General features: G+C 37.7%; 13 protein-coding genes and 1 pseudogene. 7 read left to right on the top strand and 7 right to left on the bottom strand.

Annotated elements, in window-relative coordinates:
* The first annotated feature begins 1 nt into the window (after position 1).
* Positions 2-475 (top strand): ImmA/IrrE family metallo-endopeptidase, encoded by a 474-nt coding sequence (locus BN1068_RS04050; RefSeq protein WP_077601560.1) that lies wholly within the window; start codon positions 2-4, stop codon positions 473-475.
* Positions 476-1,361: 886 nt separating this feature from the next.
* On the opposite strand, the gene BN1068_RS04045 is transcribed toward BN1068_RS04050, so the two are convergent.
* From BN1068_RS04045 to BN1068_RS04015, 7 genes are all read right to left on the bottom strand, one after another.
* On the bottom strand, positions 1,362-2,180 hold the full coding sequence (locus tag BN1068_RS04045) for a metallophosphoesterase (protein WP_077601559.1): 819 nt from the start codon (positions 2,178-2,180) through the stop codon (positions 1,362-1,364).
* Between the two features lie 22 nt (positions 2,181-2,202).
* Positions 2,203-3,012 carry an ATP-binding cassette domain-containing protein gene (locus BN1068_RS04040; protein WP_077601558.1) on the bottom strand — a complete coding sequence of 270 codons (810 nt, stop codon included), beginning with the start codon at positions 3,010-3,012 and terminating at the stop codon, positions 2,203-2,205.
* Between the two features lie 4 nt (positions 3,013-3,016).
* Positions 3,017-3,958 carry an ABC transporter ATP-binding protein gene (locus BN1068_RS04035; protein ID WP_077601557.1) on the bottom strand — a complete coding sequence of 314 codons (942 nt, stop codon included), beginning with the start codon at positions 3,956-3,958 and terminating at the stop codon, positions 3,017-3,019.
* Positions 3,959-3,970: 12 nt separating this feature from the next.
* A complete protein-coding gene (locus BN1068_RS04030; protein ID WP_077601556.1) occupies positions 3,971-4,777 on the bottom strand; it encodes an ABC transporter permease in 807 nt (268 codons plus the stop codon).
* 14 nt (positions 4,778-4,791) lie between these two features.
* Positions 4,792-5,718: an ABC transporter permease gene (locus BN1068_RS04025; RefSeq protein WP_254846704.1), complete on the bottom strand. Its 927-nt coding sequence runs from the start codon at positions 5,716-5,718 to the stop codon at positions 4,792-4,794.
* Between the two features lie 30 nt (positions 5,719-5,748).
* Entirely contained in the window at positions 5,749-7,299 is a 1,551-nt protein-coding gene (locus BN1068_RS04020) for an ABC transporter substrate-binding protein (protein WP_175637064.1), read from the bottom strand.
* 245 nt (positions 7,300-7,544) lie between these two features.
* Complete coding sequence (locus BN1068_RS04015) at positions 7,545-8,249, bottom strand: HAD family hydrolase (RefSeq protein ID WP_077601553.1); 705 nt, start codon at positions 8,247-8,249, stop codon at positions 7,545-7,547.
* A 609-nt stretch (positions 8,250-8,858) separates the two neighbouring features.
* Here BN1068_RS04015 and BN1068_RS04010 point away from each other — a divergent pair.
* The 6 genes and pseudogenes from BN1068_RS04010 to BN1068_RS03985 all read left to right on the top strand — a co-directional run bounded on the left by BN1068_RS04010 (position 8,859) and on the right by BN1068_RS03985 (position 15,464).
* A complete protein-coding gene (locus BN1068_RS04010) occupies positions 8,859-9,581 on the top strand; it encodes a GntR family transcriptional regulator (RefSeq protein WP_077601552.1) in 723 nt (240 codons plus the stop codon).
* 137 nt (positions 9,582-9,718) lie between these two features.
* Positions 9,719-11,122, top strand: coding sequence for a sodium/glutamate symporter (locus BN1068_RS04005; RefSeq protein WP_254846703.1), 1,404 nt, complete (start codon positions 9,719-9,721; stop codon positions 11,120-11,122).
* Between the two features lie 20 nt (positions 11,123-11,142).
* Positions 11,143-12,762 (top strand): amidohydrolase, encoded by a 1,620-nt coding sequence (locus tag BN1068_RS04000; RefSeq protein ID WP_077601551.1) that lies wholly within the window; start codon positions 11,143-11,145, stop codon positions 12,760-12,762.
* Positions 12,763-12,786: 24 nt separating this feature from the next.
* Positions 12,787-13,533: pseudogene (locus BN1068_RS03995) on the top strand (APC family permease); the annotation flags it as partial.
* Positions 13,506-13,979, top strand: a complete 474-nt coding sequence (locus tag BN1068_RS03990) for an amidohydrolase family protein (protein WP_368483274.1) — start codon at positions 13,506-13,508, stop codon at positions 13,977-13,979. The pseudogene BN1068_RS03995 and the gene BN1068_RS03990, both read left to right, overlap by 28 nt.
* 24 nt (positions 13,980-14,003) lie before the next feature.
* Complete coding sequence (locus BN1068_RS03985; RefSeq protein ID WP_077602178.1) at positions 14,004-15,464, top strand: APC family permease; 1,461 nt, start codon at positions 14,004-14,006, stop codon at positions 15,462-15,464.
* Positions 15,465-15,946 lie beyond the last annotated feature (482 nt).

Here is a 15,946-nt window from a genome sequence, read left to right as displayed (position 1 = left end):
TATGTATGAAAAATTATTAAGTCACGCCAGTAAATATAATGTAGAAGTTTATGAGAAGTCTATGGTTAAGAATGTAAAAGGATTATATGCAGATAATGTCATATGGATTAATAAAAATTATTTAACCACCTCTGCAGACAAAGCTTCCGTTTTAGCAGAAGAATTAGGCCACTACCACACTACTGTCGGGGATATAATAGATCAGTCCAAAATTGTTAATCGGAAACAAGAGCTGCGGGCCAGATCCTGGGCTTATGAAAAGACGATTCCTATAGCAAAAATTATAGAGGCGCATCGTTTAAATTTGAGAAATAAGTATGAATTGGCTAATTATCTAGAGGTTACGGAGGCGTTTTTAGAGGCTGCTTTGCAGAGGTATAGGGAGAAGTATGGGCTGTCTGTTTGTTTTGATAATTATACTGTTTGTTTTGATCCCTTGGGGGTAATTGAGTGGTTTGATTATAGGAGACATTAAGAATAAATTGTTAACCCAACTAAATTTCTTATTAACTCAACTTTCGCACACTAAAAAGTAACTTCCTATCTATAGGAACAGGGGTTGATCATTTCTTCTATATATCTGTTGACAAAGATAGAAAGTAAAGTGTAAGGCCACCGCTACGGCGGACCGTTTTGCTTTCCTAGGGGCACGCTCTTCAGCTAACTTTTGCCAAGAAGATCACTTGGCAAAAGTGGATCTTCAGATGGTGCTAATCCCTCAGGAGTCAAAACGGTCCGCCTCCGCTGGCAGGATATTCTATACTGAAATAACTGAATAAATAAAAGGTAGATCCGACAGTACAAACTTTCGTGTTGCATGATAAAAAATGCTCAGCAATCCTTATTTTTGATGCATGAAAGCTATTCTCGATATGAATTATTCATACTGTCATGATTTGAACTGTTAAAAACCATTTGAAACACCAGCATGATTGTTTATTTAGGCTAAAACGATGATTTCATCTAACTTCATCAGGATATTATTTCTTCCATGCGCTGTAGAATCCTATTAGAGCGCAGGCCAACCACGTAGACTCCTATGGGAACAGGGCGAGCTGAAGATCCACTTGAAAAGCGGGTTTCTTTTCAAGTTAGCTGAAGCCGTCCCCATGGAAAGCGGAGTGGTTGGCCGGAGCGGAAGCTATACACAATAACCTGTTCAAAAAATAAAAAGATGAGTAGCAAGCATGATAATTGAAACCATGTACATCCTGGAACAGTAAGGTTTATATGTTTATTCTCAGATGCGAAAGTTGAGTTATTAATAATATAATAATGTTAATTATTAAAAACACTCGCTTGAAATTCTTTATATTGAATTTCAAGCGAGTTTCTACTTTGATCTCTTTATAATGAACCTTTTAAATAACTATAATCTGCATCGTATTCTTAATTTCTGTAACCGTATCTGTAGTCTGCCATTCATTTCTGTTTCCTAGACAGGCACAAATATGCGTAATTCCATTCTCTTCCTCTCTTTGTCTGTGATGCACATGTCCCATGATATTATATTTAATCTGATAATCTTGCAGAAGCTGATTACAATCTGATGTACCAATGAAGGCATTAAAATAATCAAATACTGGATGTGGCATTTTCACCCCGAAATTTTTATATGTAACCATATGCGTCATTAGAATAATATTCTTATCCTTTACTTTATTTAAATCTGCTTGAATAGCAGCCGCGAATTTTTTTGAAAGTGTACGGTCATCCAGCTTCCAATCTGTATTCAGCTTATCCTGCCATACCCTCCCGTTAAAGCTTCCTTCAGACAATTCCTCTATGGAAAAACGCTTATCAGCAAAGGTATAATCATACCAGGCACTATGTCCAACAATTGCCCAATTATCATTAATGATAAAAGGCTTCTCTATAATGGATTCTTCTTGCGCTTTAAAATATTCGAGTACCTTGTTTGTATCTTTTTCTTCTTGTCCTTTGAGCCAATAGTCATGGTTTCCTGGTACAAACAAAATCTCTCTATTTGATAACTGCTTCACTTTTGCAATAAACTGATGTGTCATTTCATGATTATTTGATACATCCCCAGCAACTAACAATAGGTCCACTTGCTGTTCACCAATTTCATCAGCAACTATTCTGCTAAAATCTGAAATACTTACTTGTTCATTACAATTATTATCAATATGCAAATCTGAAATAACTCCTATTTTCATCCTTACACTCCTCTCCTGCCTTTTAACTGGTTCTAGAAGTAAATGAAACATCAGGAATAGCATTAAAGAGCTTCTTTGTATATTCGGCATGTTCTTCTTGATGAAATTCTTCTGTTTGGAATAGCTCTATCAAATCTCCCAGATAAACTACTGCAATTTTATCGCAAAAGTATTGGACGACATTTAAATCATGCGAAATAAAAATATAAGTTAGCTTGTGCTTTTCTTTTAATTCATTCAATAAATTTAAAATAGATGCCTGTATAGATACATCAAGTGCTGAGACACCTTCATCGATTACAATCACCTCTGGCTCCAATATTAATGCACTGGCAATCGCAATTCTCTGTCGTTGTCCTCCACTCAATTCATGAGGCTTTTTTTTCAAGTAGGATTCACCCAGTCCAACTTCTTCTAATACTTCAATTACTTTTTCCTTTCTTGATGCTTTTGTACCAATGCTATGAATGATAAGCGGTTCAGTTAATGTCCATTCAATGGACTTCTTCGGATTGAGAGAACTGTATGGATCTTGAAAAACAATTTGTAGATTGCGGCAAATCTCTCTCTCCCCCCCGCGGGAAAGTTGAGCAATATTTCTTCCCCGGAAAATAATCTCTCCTTCTGTCACTTTATTAATTCCCATGATTAAATGCGCAATTGTTGATTTTCCCGAACCACTTTCACCAACAATGCCAAAGGATTCACCGGGGAGCACTTGAAAATTTATATTTTTTACTGCATGAATATAGGATGTTTTTTGTCTGAATTTCTTCTGGGCAGCTTTATACGTTTTTGTTAAATTCTTTACTTCAATAATTGGCTCAAGCATATGTTTACTCCTTTGTTTCTCTTTGAAGAATCTCTGGAAATATATCAGCAACAACTTGCTTATTTTCTTCTGTTATTTCTATATACGGCCAGTTTCCTTTTCTTCTTTCAGTTAAAGCAGGAACACGCAGCGGAATGCTGTATAATGCTTCTCCTCTTTTTTTAAAATCTGGAATTGCTTTTAACAGACCTTTTGTATACGGATGTTGGGGGTTCGATATTAGATTTTCCATTGGACCTTGTTCAACGATTTTTCCTGCATACATAACCAATACATAATCACATACTTGTGAAATAACTCCCCAGTCATGTGAAATAAATAGCATGGCACCATTTCGCTTTTTCATAATATCTTTCAGAAGGTCTATAATTTGTGCCTGAATTGTTACATCTAATGCGGTCGTCGGTTCATCAGCAATAATTAATTTCGGATTATTAACCAGTGCTATGGCAATCACAATTCGTTGGCGCATTCCTCCGGAAAGTTCATGTGTATAAGAATGATAGATACTTTCTGGCCGTTTGAGCCCAACTTCTTTCAGTATATCAATTGTTTTTCTGTAACATTCATTATTTGAATAATTGGTATGCTTTCTTAGAACCTCGCTAATTTGTTTGCCTACCTTCATCAAAGGGTTCAATGCAGTCATCGGTTCTTGAAAGATGAGGGAAACTTCATTACTGCGGAGTTTCTGCCAAGCTTTTGAGCTTTTATTGATTAATTCGTCGTTTTCCAGTTTAATACTCCCTGTAACTTCTGTATTAGCTGGTAAAATCCCTAGAATAGATTGAGCCGTTAAGCTTTTTCCACTTCCCGACTCACCAACAACTCCAACAACCTGGTTTTCATTGACCTTGAACGTGATATCCTCCAATGCCGGATAGACTTTTTGTTTCACTTTAATAGAAACATTTAAATTATTTACTTCTAACATTAATTTAGCCAATGATTTCACCGCCTAATTTCTTTTTTCTTTCAAATCACGTAAACCATCACCCAGCATATTAAAGCCAAGCACTAATAACACAATAAAAATACCTGTGATACCAATGTACCAAGGAGCATTCGTCATATAAGCCTGAGCTTCACTAAGCATTCTTCCCCAGCTCGGATCTGGCGGCTGTACGCCAAGACCAAGATAACTTAGTCCAGATTCAGCTAAGATAGCACCTGAAAAAAATAACGTAGAGGCTACTATGATTTGCGAGAAGATATTAGGCAGGATATGTTTAAAAATAATTCGGAAAGATCCTGCTCCTTTGACTTTACTAGATTTCACAAAGTCAAATTCTTTTACCTGCATAAATCCGCTTCTGATTACCCTGGCAAATGTAGGAATACCCATAATTCCTAAAGCAAGAATGGTATTTTGCATCCCGGTATTGAATACAGAAACCAGCATAATCGCAAATAAAATACCAGGTATAGCTAAGATGGAATCGATAATTCTCATTAATACTTCATCTACTATTCCTCCAAAATAACCGGCAATGCCTCCAATGATAAATCCGAATGTTAAAGCAATCATAATGGACGTTATCCCAACAAGAAAGGCCGTTTTAGATCCTTCTAAAATCCGGGAAAAAATATCTCTGCCAAAATTATCTGTACCAAATGGATATGTCCAGGATGGAGCTTGCAGAGCAATTTTTGTATTCATTTCATTTGGACCGTAGGGTGTCCAAAAAAAACTGACAATCATCATCAAAAATAATATACTGACCAGTACAGCCCCTATGTAAAGCGTAATACTTTTTCTTTGCACTTTTTTCGACACTCCTATACCCTAATTCTCGGATCAATTACTTTATATAATAAATCGACAGTGAAATTAGCGAGAATAATGATTAAAGAAATAATTAATATTAAGGACTGGATTAACGGAAAGTCCCTGCTTTCAATAGAAGTAACAAGTAAACTGCCTAATCCAGGTAGAGCAAACACGTTCTCAATAATGATGCTGCCTCCAAGTGTATCTGCTGTAATCAACCCTAAAACTGTAAGTACTGGAAGCAAGGCATTACGCAATACATGGTTATACATAATTTCATTTGCGCCCAAACCTTTTACAATAGCGGTTCGAACATAATCTTCTTTGGTCTGATCCAAAATGGAATTTTTCAAATAGCGAATTACAATGGCTATATTACCAACAGCAATCGCAAGTGACGGTAAGAATACAGACTTTAAAGCTTCCCCCAAATTTTCAGACCATGGTATAAATCCATAGGTTGGAAATAACCCAAATTTTACTGCAAAAACCATGATTAAAATAAATCCTAACCAAAAGGAAGGAGTGGAAATACCTAACTGTGTAATCATGGATAATATAATAGAAGACCATTTACCATCCGTTTTGGCAATCAAAATTCCCAGCGGAATTCCAATAACAACTGTCAAAATTAAAGCAATAACAGCTAATGAGAAAGATATCGGTATTCTGTCTTTAAGCACTTCTGCAACCGGTTGACCATATTTGTATGACACACCTAAATCTCCCTGAGCAATACCAATAATCCAATGAATATAACGGAGATGCAGGGGCTCATTCAGCCCCAGCTCCTCCTCTAACAGCTTAACCTGCTGCTCATCTGCATCCACTCCCAGGATTGCCTGCGCAGGACTTCCAGGTAATATATTAAATATAAAGAAAATAAGTAAGGATACAATAAAAATTGTCGCAATGAAGGATACTAATTTCTTCACTAAAAACCTCATAGAAACAATAGCCTCCTTCTATTCTGCCACCGTAATATCCTCTAAGTTTAATTTCCCGATTGGATAAAGACTCAGCCCTGTGATACCTTCTCTCATTGCAATAGTTGAATCAGGATCCATAATAAATACACTCGCTGCATCTTCTGTTAAAATTCTTTGTGCTTCCTTATAATAGTCGGCACGCTTATTATCATCTGTTTCGAGTGTCGCATTATCAATCGCTTCATTATATTCTGAGTTGTTATAGTTTATAAAGTTATGTGAATATCCTTCAACAAACCGAACTAAAACATCATAGGGATCAATTTTCCCTGTTAAGCCAATAATAGTGGATTCATAATTAAACTCAGTATAAACCTGCTCTAACCAAGTACTCCATTCTACTGGCTCCAAGGTTAGATTGATGCCAACCTGTCCTAATTGATCCGCAACGATTTGCGCTAAATCTGTATACAATGTTGCATGTGAAGGCACTGTCATGCTTAAATCAAAACCTTCTGGGTAGCCGGCTTCAGCAAGCAGGTCCTTCGCTGCTTCTATATCGTAATCATAATAACCTTCTACACTATCATCATAGAAAAAGGCCATTGCAGGACTAAAGTTAGAATCAATTCTTGTAGCGTGCCCTTGCATTACAGTGTCCATAATTTCCTCTTTATTGATTGCCATATTGATGGCTTTTCGGACATTTATATCATCCAAAGGCTCTACTTCATGATTTAACCCAAAGATAACAGGCATATTTTGAGGTCCTGAAAGTGTTGTAACATCCTCACCAAGCTGGGCTAGCTCTTGTTCACCAACACCTGGGATAATGTCGATTTCTCCAGATTGCATCGCCAGAACTGCCGTTTGTGTGTCTGGCATAATGGCAAAATGCACCTCTGCTACTTCTGGCACTTTATCCTCCATATAATAATCATCATTTCTCTCAAGCACTAACTCTTGAGATACTTTATATTCAACAAATTTAAACGGTCCTGCTCCAATTGGATGTGTATCTTGTTCCTCGTAATCCGCTGGGACGATGGCAGCAATTGTACGTGCCAAAAATCCAGAATCTACATTTTTCAAGGTAACTTCTACTTCATACTCACCAGTTGCTTCAACGTTCTCTACAACCGCCCACTTATCAGACATTGGCTCTCCTGTTTCTAACCCTGCTAATTTAGAATAAGAATAAACCACATCTTCTGCAGTCAAAGATTCACCATTATGAAAAACAGCATTGTCAACGAGAGTGAAAGTATATGTTAAATTATCTTCAGATACCTCATAATCTGTTGCTAGATTGGGTACTAGTTCACCATTTTCATCTGAATCAAATAATCCATCAAATACGTTGTTCATCATAATTTCAGTATCTGTAGCAGATGCTTGATAAGGATCTAAGCTATCGATTTCTGATTTCATTGCAATTTGCAGGGTGGTGTCATTTCCAGCTGCCTTCGCTGCTGTGTCCTTCGCATTATCTGTTTCAGAGGCCGAATCATCATTTTCATTATTTCCACAAGCTGCTAACATCAAGAGTAAAATTGTAAAAAGTAATAGTTTGATTGTTTGTTTCATCGTTGTCATTCTCCCTTTGAATACTTTCTTTTGTTTTACATCTACATGAATAATTATTTTCTATCACATAAATAGACTTCTGTTCAAGCTGTATAAAGGATGTCATTTCCCTTTTCCACTTTACATTTTTATAGGATACTCCGAAGATGAATACCACTCGCATGATATTAATAGAATTGCTATCATTCTAGAAAAAATGACAAATTTCGCGATTTTTCCAGACGCTCACCTTCTTTCATTCCCTTTTAAACCAGAAGTAGTTTAGATTGAATGGCGGGATATAAATCTTTGATATTAGAAATAACCTGCACATTCTTTAGTTCTTCAATTCCGAGTTGATTGTACGGATTGATAATAATACTTTTCATCCCAACTTTACTGCTTCCAATGGCATCATCATAATAGTTATCCCCGATATACAAACATTCTTCTGTGGTAACACCTGCTTCATCAAGTGCAATGTTAAAAATTTGTTCATTTGGTTTTTCGACATCTACTTCCGATGAAATCACGATATGATCTAAGTATTTGAAAATACCAGTTTCTTTCAGCACTTCTCTGGCAGTGTGGTTCCAGTTGGAAATTAACCCTATGCTCACGCCTTGTTCTCTCAGTTTTTGCAATGTTGGAATAGTATCTTCAAACGCAATCCATCTGCCCTTAGGGCTGCTTTCATCTGCAGGTTTCGTTAATTGTTTGAAATCCAGCTCCGAATCTAAGTTCAAATATTCATGCAATGCCTTATAATAAGACGCAGCATAAAGCTCATATTTTTTACTGAGGAGCCCTGGAAACTCTCTCATAAAATATTTATCTGTTACATGAAATCCTTGTTTCAATTCTTCAATAGATATATTCACTCCATAGCGTTGCGGCTTCTGTTGATATTTCTCTTCCCTATTTACATAAACCAGCGTATACCCTAAATCAAACCAAACGTACTTCAACATTTATCTATAACCACTCCCTCATTTATTTAGAAATACGTTAAAATATTAAATTTTTAAGCACTTCTGTCACTGATTAATTGTAATGATAGAATATGTAGACAGTGTGAATAGCAGGTAAAATATATGTAAACAAATTAATTTTTATGTTCTTTCTATAGATACTTCCTTTCGGTATGATTATATCTCCGAAAACAATGAGAATATAATCATCAGATGAATTTGAGTTTGCTGACAGCTGTATATAAACAGAAAAGGAACACACCGGAGATAATGTTATTTCCACACTGCCGAAACCCTTGTTTTTTTATTGTGAAAGAATTAGGATAACGACAGTATTTTCAAACAGGTCTATAATGGAGATACTAGCAATTTTGTGGAATTCCAGACTTCTTAATTTTTATCTAAAAATTTCAATCTATGAATTCAAATAATTTCCAGCCATAAACTTCATTACCTGGAACAACAATTTACGAAATATAGATTCATCCAAAAAAATCTGATAGTATATCTATATAAAACAAACCGAGTACTTTCCATTCAACCCTTGTGAAAAAGCAAATAAAAATATCAATTGGAAAGAAAACTTTGCAATCTATGGAGGGAAAACCAATGAGCTTAGACTATACAAATTCCATTCCTCTTCATGTGCAATTAAAACAAAAAATAGAGCAGAAAATATATACTGGCCATTATGAAGATAAAATCCCTAGTGAGCGGGAATTGATGGATGAATATTATGTTAGCAGAAGTACGGTAAGGCAAAGTATAGAGCAGCTTGTCCGTAAGGGTATCCTGATAAGAAAACCGGGTAAAGGCACCTTTATAGCAGTCAGGACAATAAACGACTGGCTTGGCAGCCTGAGTAGCACCTCAGAGAATATCGAAAAAATGGGGATGTCACCGGGAACAAGATTAGTTACCTCTCAAGAAATTGAACTATTTGGAAGATTAAAAGATATCACCGGTTTAGAAAAGGCCCATCATTTTAAAAGAGTAAGATATGTGAATGAAATTCCAATGGGTGTTGAGCGACATTACTACCCAGTTACATTAGGTAAAAAGCTAGAGCAATTCAATTTAAATCAAGAGGCATTTTATGAATTACTGGAACGGGAATTAAAAGTAAAAACCTTCCAGGCAGAGCAGGAAATCAAAGCTGGTACTTCAACAAGCAATGATGCGCAGCTGTTAAATATTGCAGAAGGTTCAAGTATCATTATTGCCGAAAGAAAAATCACAGATATGAATGGGGATTTTGTCGAATTTGAAAGAGCCCATTATCGGGCCGACATGTACTCCTTTAAGATAACCTTGGCGAGAAATAGCAATTGAACATAGAATAATCTACTATTGCTTAACTGGTACGAACATTCTTACCCCCTTGAGTTCGCTGTTATTTATAGCATAAAATTATGAATACTATATTTATGTAGACAATAATAGACAGTTTTTTTGAGGAGGTCATAAGTATGAGTTTTATGATTGCTTTTGGAATCGCAAGCATCCTGCTTTGTCTTGGTATGATTATCAGATCAAAAGTATCTTTTATTAGAAATATGCTGGTACCTGCAAGTGTCATAGCTGGTATTTTAGGCATGATTGTCATGAATACAAACCTTATTCAGGCAACCAATGCCGAAATGTTCACAATCATCGTTACACAGCTATTTACTATTACGTTCATTTCCATTGGTTTAACAAGTAATAAAAATAAAAAAGATAATACTGTTGGTAAGCAAATTACCAAAGGCGCTGTTGGCCTTGGTATGCTTTGGAATCTATTATATGCGCTGACACCTGCTGTTGGTGCTGTTGTAATTCTATTAGCTGGCAGTTATTTTGGGATGGACGCGCTATATGGGTTGCTAATCCCGTTTGCTTTTACGCAGGGACCTGGTCAAGCAGCCACATTCGGCTCCATTTTTGAACAGCAATATGGGATAGAAAATGCAGCTATGGTCGGCCTTACCTTTGCAGCAATTGGTTTTATTGCCTGCTTCTTAGTTGGCGTACCAATTGCAAAATATGGATTAAAACGTGGATTAGCCAAGAAATATGGTGAATCAGAGATTAAAGACTATATAAAACGCGGCTACTTTACAAAGGATGACAAAAAAGAGTCGATCGGACAGGAAACAGTCTTCAGCGGAAATATGGATACGATGACCTTTCATTTTACGATGATTGGTATCTGTTATGTGCTGGCTTTAGGAATGGCCCATCTCGTTTCACTAATTCCAGGAGCCGGCCCAACCCTTGGCGGAATGCTGTTTATTTATGGGATGCTGGCCGGTTATCTGGTTAAAATGATATTGAAAAAGCTTCAGCTCGATCATTTGCTGGATAATACATTTCAAACAAAAATTACCGGCTGGTCCACAGATTATTTGGTTGTATGCTCTTTCATGGCCGTTCAATTCAGCATCATCGGTCAGTGGATTATTCCGATTATCATTGAATCCATTGTTATCACGATCTTAACGGTCGCTGTGGTTTTATATTTTGGAAAACGGTTCGGCGGCGACAACGACTTTTCCCGAACGCTTGGTTTACTGGGAACTTCACTGGGGACGGTGCCGAGCGGAATTGCGCTGGTAAGAATTATTGAACCTTCCCTACGCTCCACCACTGCCATTGAATTAGGCATGATGAACATCCCTATGATGTTCTCTTATGTTACAGTTACTACGATTATGATGATGATGGCTGGAACGCTGTCTGTCACAGCAGGAATTCTATGGTTATTAGCACCTATACCCATTTATTTAATTTTATTAAAAGTTTCCAAAGTATGGGGAAGAAAAACATATGACTTTAAGAAAACTGTCGAACCGATGGAAAACAAAGAAAAATCTTATGCAAAAGTATTATAAAAAATAAGGAGTGACATGTCATGCAAAAACTATATTATGGCGGCGATATCCTTCCAATGACTGGAAAATCTGACAGCGTAGAGGCTGTTTTAATAGAGGACGGTCTTATTAAGAAGCTGGGAAGTCTGGAAGAAGTGAAACAGGCAGCTGCACATCACGCAGAAAAGATTGATCTCCAAGGCAAAACATTGATGCCAGGTTTTATCGACCCGCATGGGCATATTTCGATGGTCGGTCAATTTACATTGATGGCCGATTTAAGTGAATGCAGCAATTTTAACGATATCATTCAGACGTTGAAAGATTATATTCAGGAAAAAAGGCTGAAAGAGGGAGATATTGTAGTCGGGTTTGGCTATGATAATAATTTTCTTGAGGAAAACAGTCATCCAGCCAAAGATATTCTAAATCTAGTATCCACGGAGCATCCAATCTTAATTTTACACGCATCCGGACACTTAGGCTGCACGAATGATTTGGGACTGCAATTAGCCGGTATAGATGAGCATACACCAGATCCAGAAGGTGGAGCCATCGGCCGGATTGAAGGCAGCAGAGAGCCAAATGGCTATTTAGAAGAAAATGCCATGATGGGCTTACAGAAAACTCTTTTCAAAGATGTGAAGCGGGATGATATCAAACTTGCTGATCTTGCCCAGGATGTTTATATCAAAAATGGCATTACAACCGTCCAGGACGGCGCATCATCAAAAGAAATCATTGACTTATTCAAAACATTGGCACAGCAGCAAAAGCTGAAAATAGATGTTGTTGCCTACCCTGTCTTTGATGCAGAACCTCAAAAGCTGATGGAAGAAAATCAGGCTTATGCAGAAAAATATACTGACCGTTTTAAAATCGGCGGTTATAAAATGTTTTTAGACGGATCTCCTCAAGGAAAAACCGCCTGGCTGACAGAACCGTATGAAGGAGAAGAGAGCTATCGGGGATATCCATGGTATCAGGATGAGCAGGTGAAGCAATTTACAGATGCCGCAATTAATGACAATGTACAACTGTTGACGCATTGTAACGGTGACGCTGCCTCCGATCAGCTTTTGCGTAACTATCAAGCTTCTTTAAAAGAATCAGAGAATCCAAATAAACATCATTTAAGACCTGTTATGATTCATTGCCAGACTGTACGGAATGATCAGCTTGATAAAATGGCAGAATTATCCATGATCCCCTCTATCTTTATCGCGCATACGTACTATTGGGGCGATGTACATCTCAAAAATCTTGGAGAAGAACGGGGCCGGCGTATCAGCCCGGCAAGATCAGCATATGATCGCAGGCTATGTGTGAACTTCCACCAGGACGCGCCAATCGTGAAACCGGACATGCTGCATACAATTTGGTGTGCAGTGAATAGGCAAACCAGAAATGGTGTCGATATTGGACCGGAAGAGTGTGTCAGTGTCTATGAGGCACTGAAGGCTGTAACTATTAATGCCGCTTATCAATATTTTGAGGAGGATTATAAAGGAAGTCTAGAAGAAGGGAAATTGGCAGATTTAGTAATATTAGACAAAAATCCATTGAAAGTAGATAAAATGGATATTAAAGATATACAGGTTTTGGAGACTTTGAAAGATGGAGAAACCATTTTCCATCTAGAAACTAATCCAATCCAATAACGAGGAGTCTAGCTTATGAAAGAAGTGAAAAAGAGAGAAACGCTTACGAAAACACTCAAGCCTCATTGGGTCTGGGCGATTGCTTTAGGTTCAGCGATTGGCTGGGGAGCTTTTGTACAGCCAATCAACTGGATGTCTACAGCAGGACCGCTTGGAGTAATTATCGGTTTCTTTATCGGTGCACTGCTGATGATTCTGATTGCTGTCAGTTACGGGTTCCTGATTAAGAGCTTCCCTGTTTCCGGTGGTGAGTTCGCTTATGCTTATGTCAGTCTGGGCAGAACACACGCTTTTATTTCCGGATGGTTTTTAACTTTAGGATACATCTGTATTGTTGCATTAAATGCCTCTGCATTTGCCCTTATGATTAAATTTATCTTTCCGAAAGTTATTGAAAACATCCCGCTCTACCAGATTGCAGGCTGGGATGTTTATTTGACCGAAGTTTTTGTAGCAGCCATTCTCCTTGCAGTATTCGGATTTTTTAATATTAGAGGAACAACCTTGTCAGGAAGCATGCAATTTGTTTTTTGTATCGTTATGATTGCAGCTATATTTATTCTGCTGCTTCTTGTCGGTATCCAGCCAAGTGCAGGATTTTCCAATATTACGCCAATGTTCCCGCCGGAGACAACAGCAATTGCTGCCATTATATCCATCGTCGCCATTGCCCCATGGGCTTATGTCGGATTTGATAATGTCCCGCAGGCCGCAGAGGAATTTGATTTCCCATCCAGTAAGGCATTCCGTTTAATTGTATTTGCCNCTCTATCTTTATCGCGCATACGTACTATTGGGGCGATGTACATCTCAAAAATCTTGGAGAAGAACGGGGCCGGCGTATCAGCCCGGCAAGATCAGCATATGATCGCAGGCTATGTGTGAACTTCCACCAGGACGCGCCAATCGTGAAACCGGACATGCTGCATACAATTTGGTGTGCAGTGAATAGGCAAACCAGAAATGGTGTCGATATTGGACCGGAAGAGTGTGTCAGTGTCTATGAGGCACTGAAGGCTGTAACTATTAATGCCGCTTATCAATATTTTGAGGAGGATTATAAAGGAAGTCTAGAAGAAGGGAAATTGGCAGATTTAGTAATATTAGACAAAAATCCATTGAAAGTAGATAAAATGGATATTAAAGATATACAGGTTTTGGAGACTTTGAAAGATGGAGAAACCATTTTCCATCTAGAAACTAATCCAATCCAATAACGAGGAGTCTAGCTTATGAAAGAAGTGAAAAAGAGAGAAACGCTTACGAAAACACTCAAGCCTCATTGGGTCTGGGCGATTGCTTTAGGTTCAGCGATTGGCTGGGGAGCTTTTGTACAGCCAATCAACTGGATGTCTACAGCAGGACCGCTTGGAGTAATTATCGGTTTCTTTATCGGTGCACTGCTGATGATTCTGATTGCTGTCAGTTACGGGTTCCTGATTAAGAGCTTCCCTGTTTCCGGTGGTGAGTTCGCTTATGCTTATGTCAGTCTGGGCAGAACCCACGCTTTTATTTCCGGATGGTTTTTAACTTTAGGATACATCTGTATTGTTGCATTAAATGCCTCTGCATTTGCCCTTATGATTAAATTTATCTTTCCGAAAGTTATTGAAAACATCCCGCTCTATCAGATTGCCGGCTGGGATGTTTATTTGACCGAAGTTTTTGTAGCAGCCATTGTCCTTGCAGTATTCGGATTTTTTAATATTAGAGGAACAACCTTGTCAGGAAGCATGCAATTTGTTTTTTGTATCGTTATGATTGCAGCCATATTTATTCTGCTGCTTCTTGTCGGTATCCAGCCAAGTGCAGGATTTTCCAATATTACACCAATGTTCCCGCCGGAGACAACAGCAATTGCTGCCATTATATCTATCGTCGCCATTGCCCCATGGGCTTATGTCGGCTTTGATAATGTCCCGCAGGCCGCAGAGGAATTTGATTTCCCATCCAGTAAGGCATTCCGTTTAATTGTATTTGCTATTTTAGCAGCAGCAACATTATACAGTTTAATGATTATTGTTACTTCCATGGTTCGTCCGTGGGAGGGCGTTGTTGAAGAAAATCACATCTGGGGAACTGGTTATATCATTGAAAACCTGCTCGGACCTTTAGGCCTGGCCATCCTTGCAGTCGCATTGACCATGGGAATTTTTACCGGTCTGAATGGATTTATTATTTCATCCAGCCGACTTTTATTCGCCATGTCCCGTGCTAAGTTTATTCCAAAAGGCTTCTCTAAGCTTCATCTGAAATATAACACACCAAGCCTGGGTATCATTTTTGCAGTAGTCATTGCAATGTTATCACCATGGTTTGGGAGAGAAGCATTGATGTGGGTCGTAGATATGTCCTCCATCGGTGTAACCATTGCTTATTTTTATACCTGTTATGCCGCTTTTACGTTATTCAAAATGAAAAAGGATCATACGTTTAATGAGAAAAAACATATTGAAGCACCCAGGAAAAAAATTGTTGCCATCCTGGGTATGGTGGCCAGTATTATCTTCCTTGGATTACTGCTTATCCCGGGTTCACCGGCATTTTTAGGGATTGAGTCCAGAATTGCATTAGCTGCGTGGGTTGTTTTGGGGATTATCTTTTATTTAATCAAGCGTAAGGATATTAAGAACATTCCTGATAAAGAATTGAATTATTATATTCTTGGGAAGGAAGAGGTTGAGATTGAGAAGGATGAGTGATTAAGTAATATATATGATATTCTCATATGAAGACCCCTGATATTAACAAGTATATCAGGGGTCTTCCATCCTATTCTATTTTATAAATCAATTCTAATTTATCTTTCATTTGCCCTGCAAATTTAAGATTGTTCCTTCTACAATTTATAATAATAGTAAATCATTCTTTATTATATTTATCATTAAGTGGCGAATAAACAGGTATCTATAATAGTTGCTAAACCTCCTGTATACTATTGTCATGCACTTTGCATACAATTTCATTATACAAGAGGTTATTCTTATTAATTGTACTGGCTCTTTAACCCGCAATATTCAACACCTTGAGGCAACATTCATTCCACTGATTCTCCACGCATCGTAATTATTTTCTATGGAGATTATCTTATGTGTGGTTTATAAATTGTAGGTAGGGATTATCCGGCACTTACCTTCCTTCTCTTAACCCATGGTTATGAAAAAAGCTAACAAATTTTATTTTA

Source organism: Oceanobacillus sojae (assembly GCF_900162665.1).
GTDB classification, from domain to species: domain Bacteria; phylum Bacillota; class Bacilli; order Bacillales; family Amphibacillaceae; genus Oceanobacillus; species Oceanobacillus sojae_A.
This window is presented reverse-complemented; position numbering and strand designations above follow the sequence as displayed.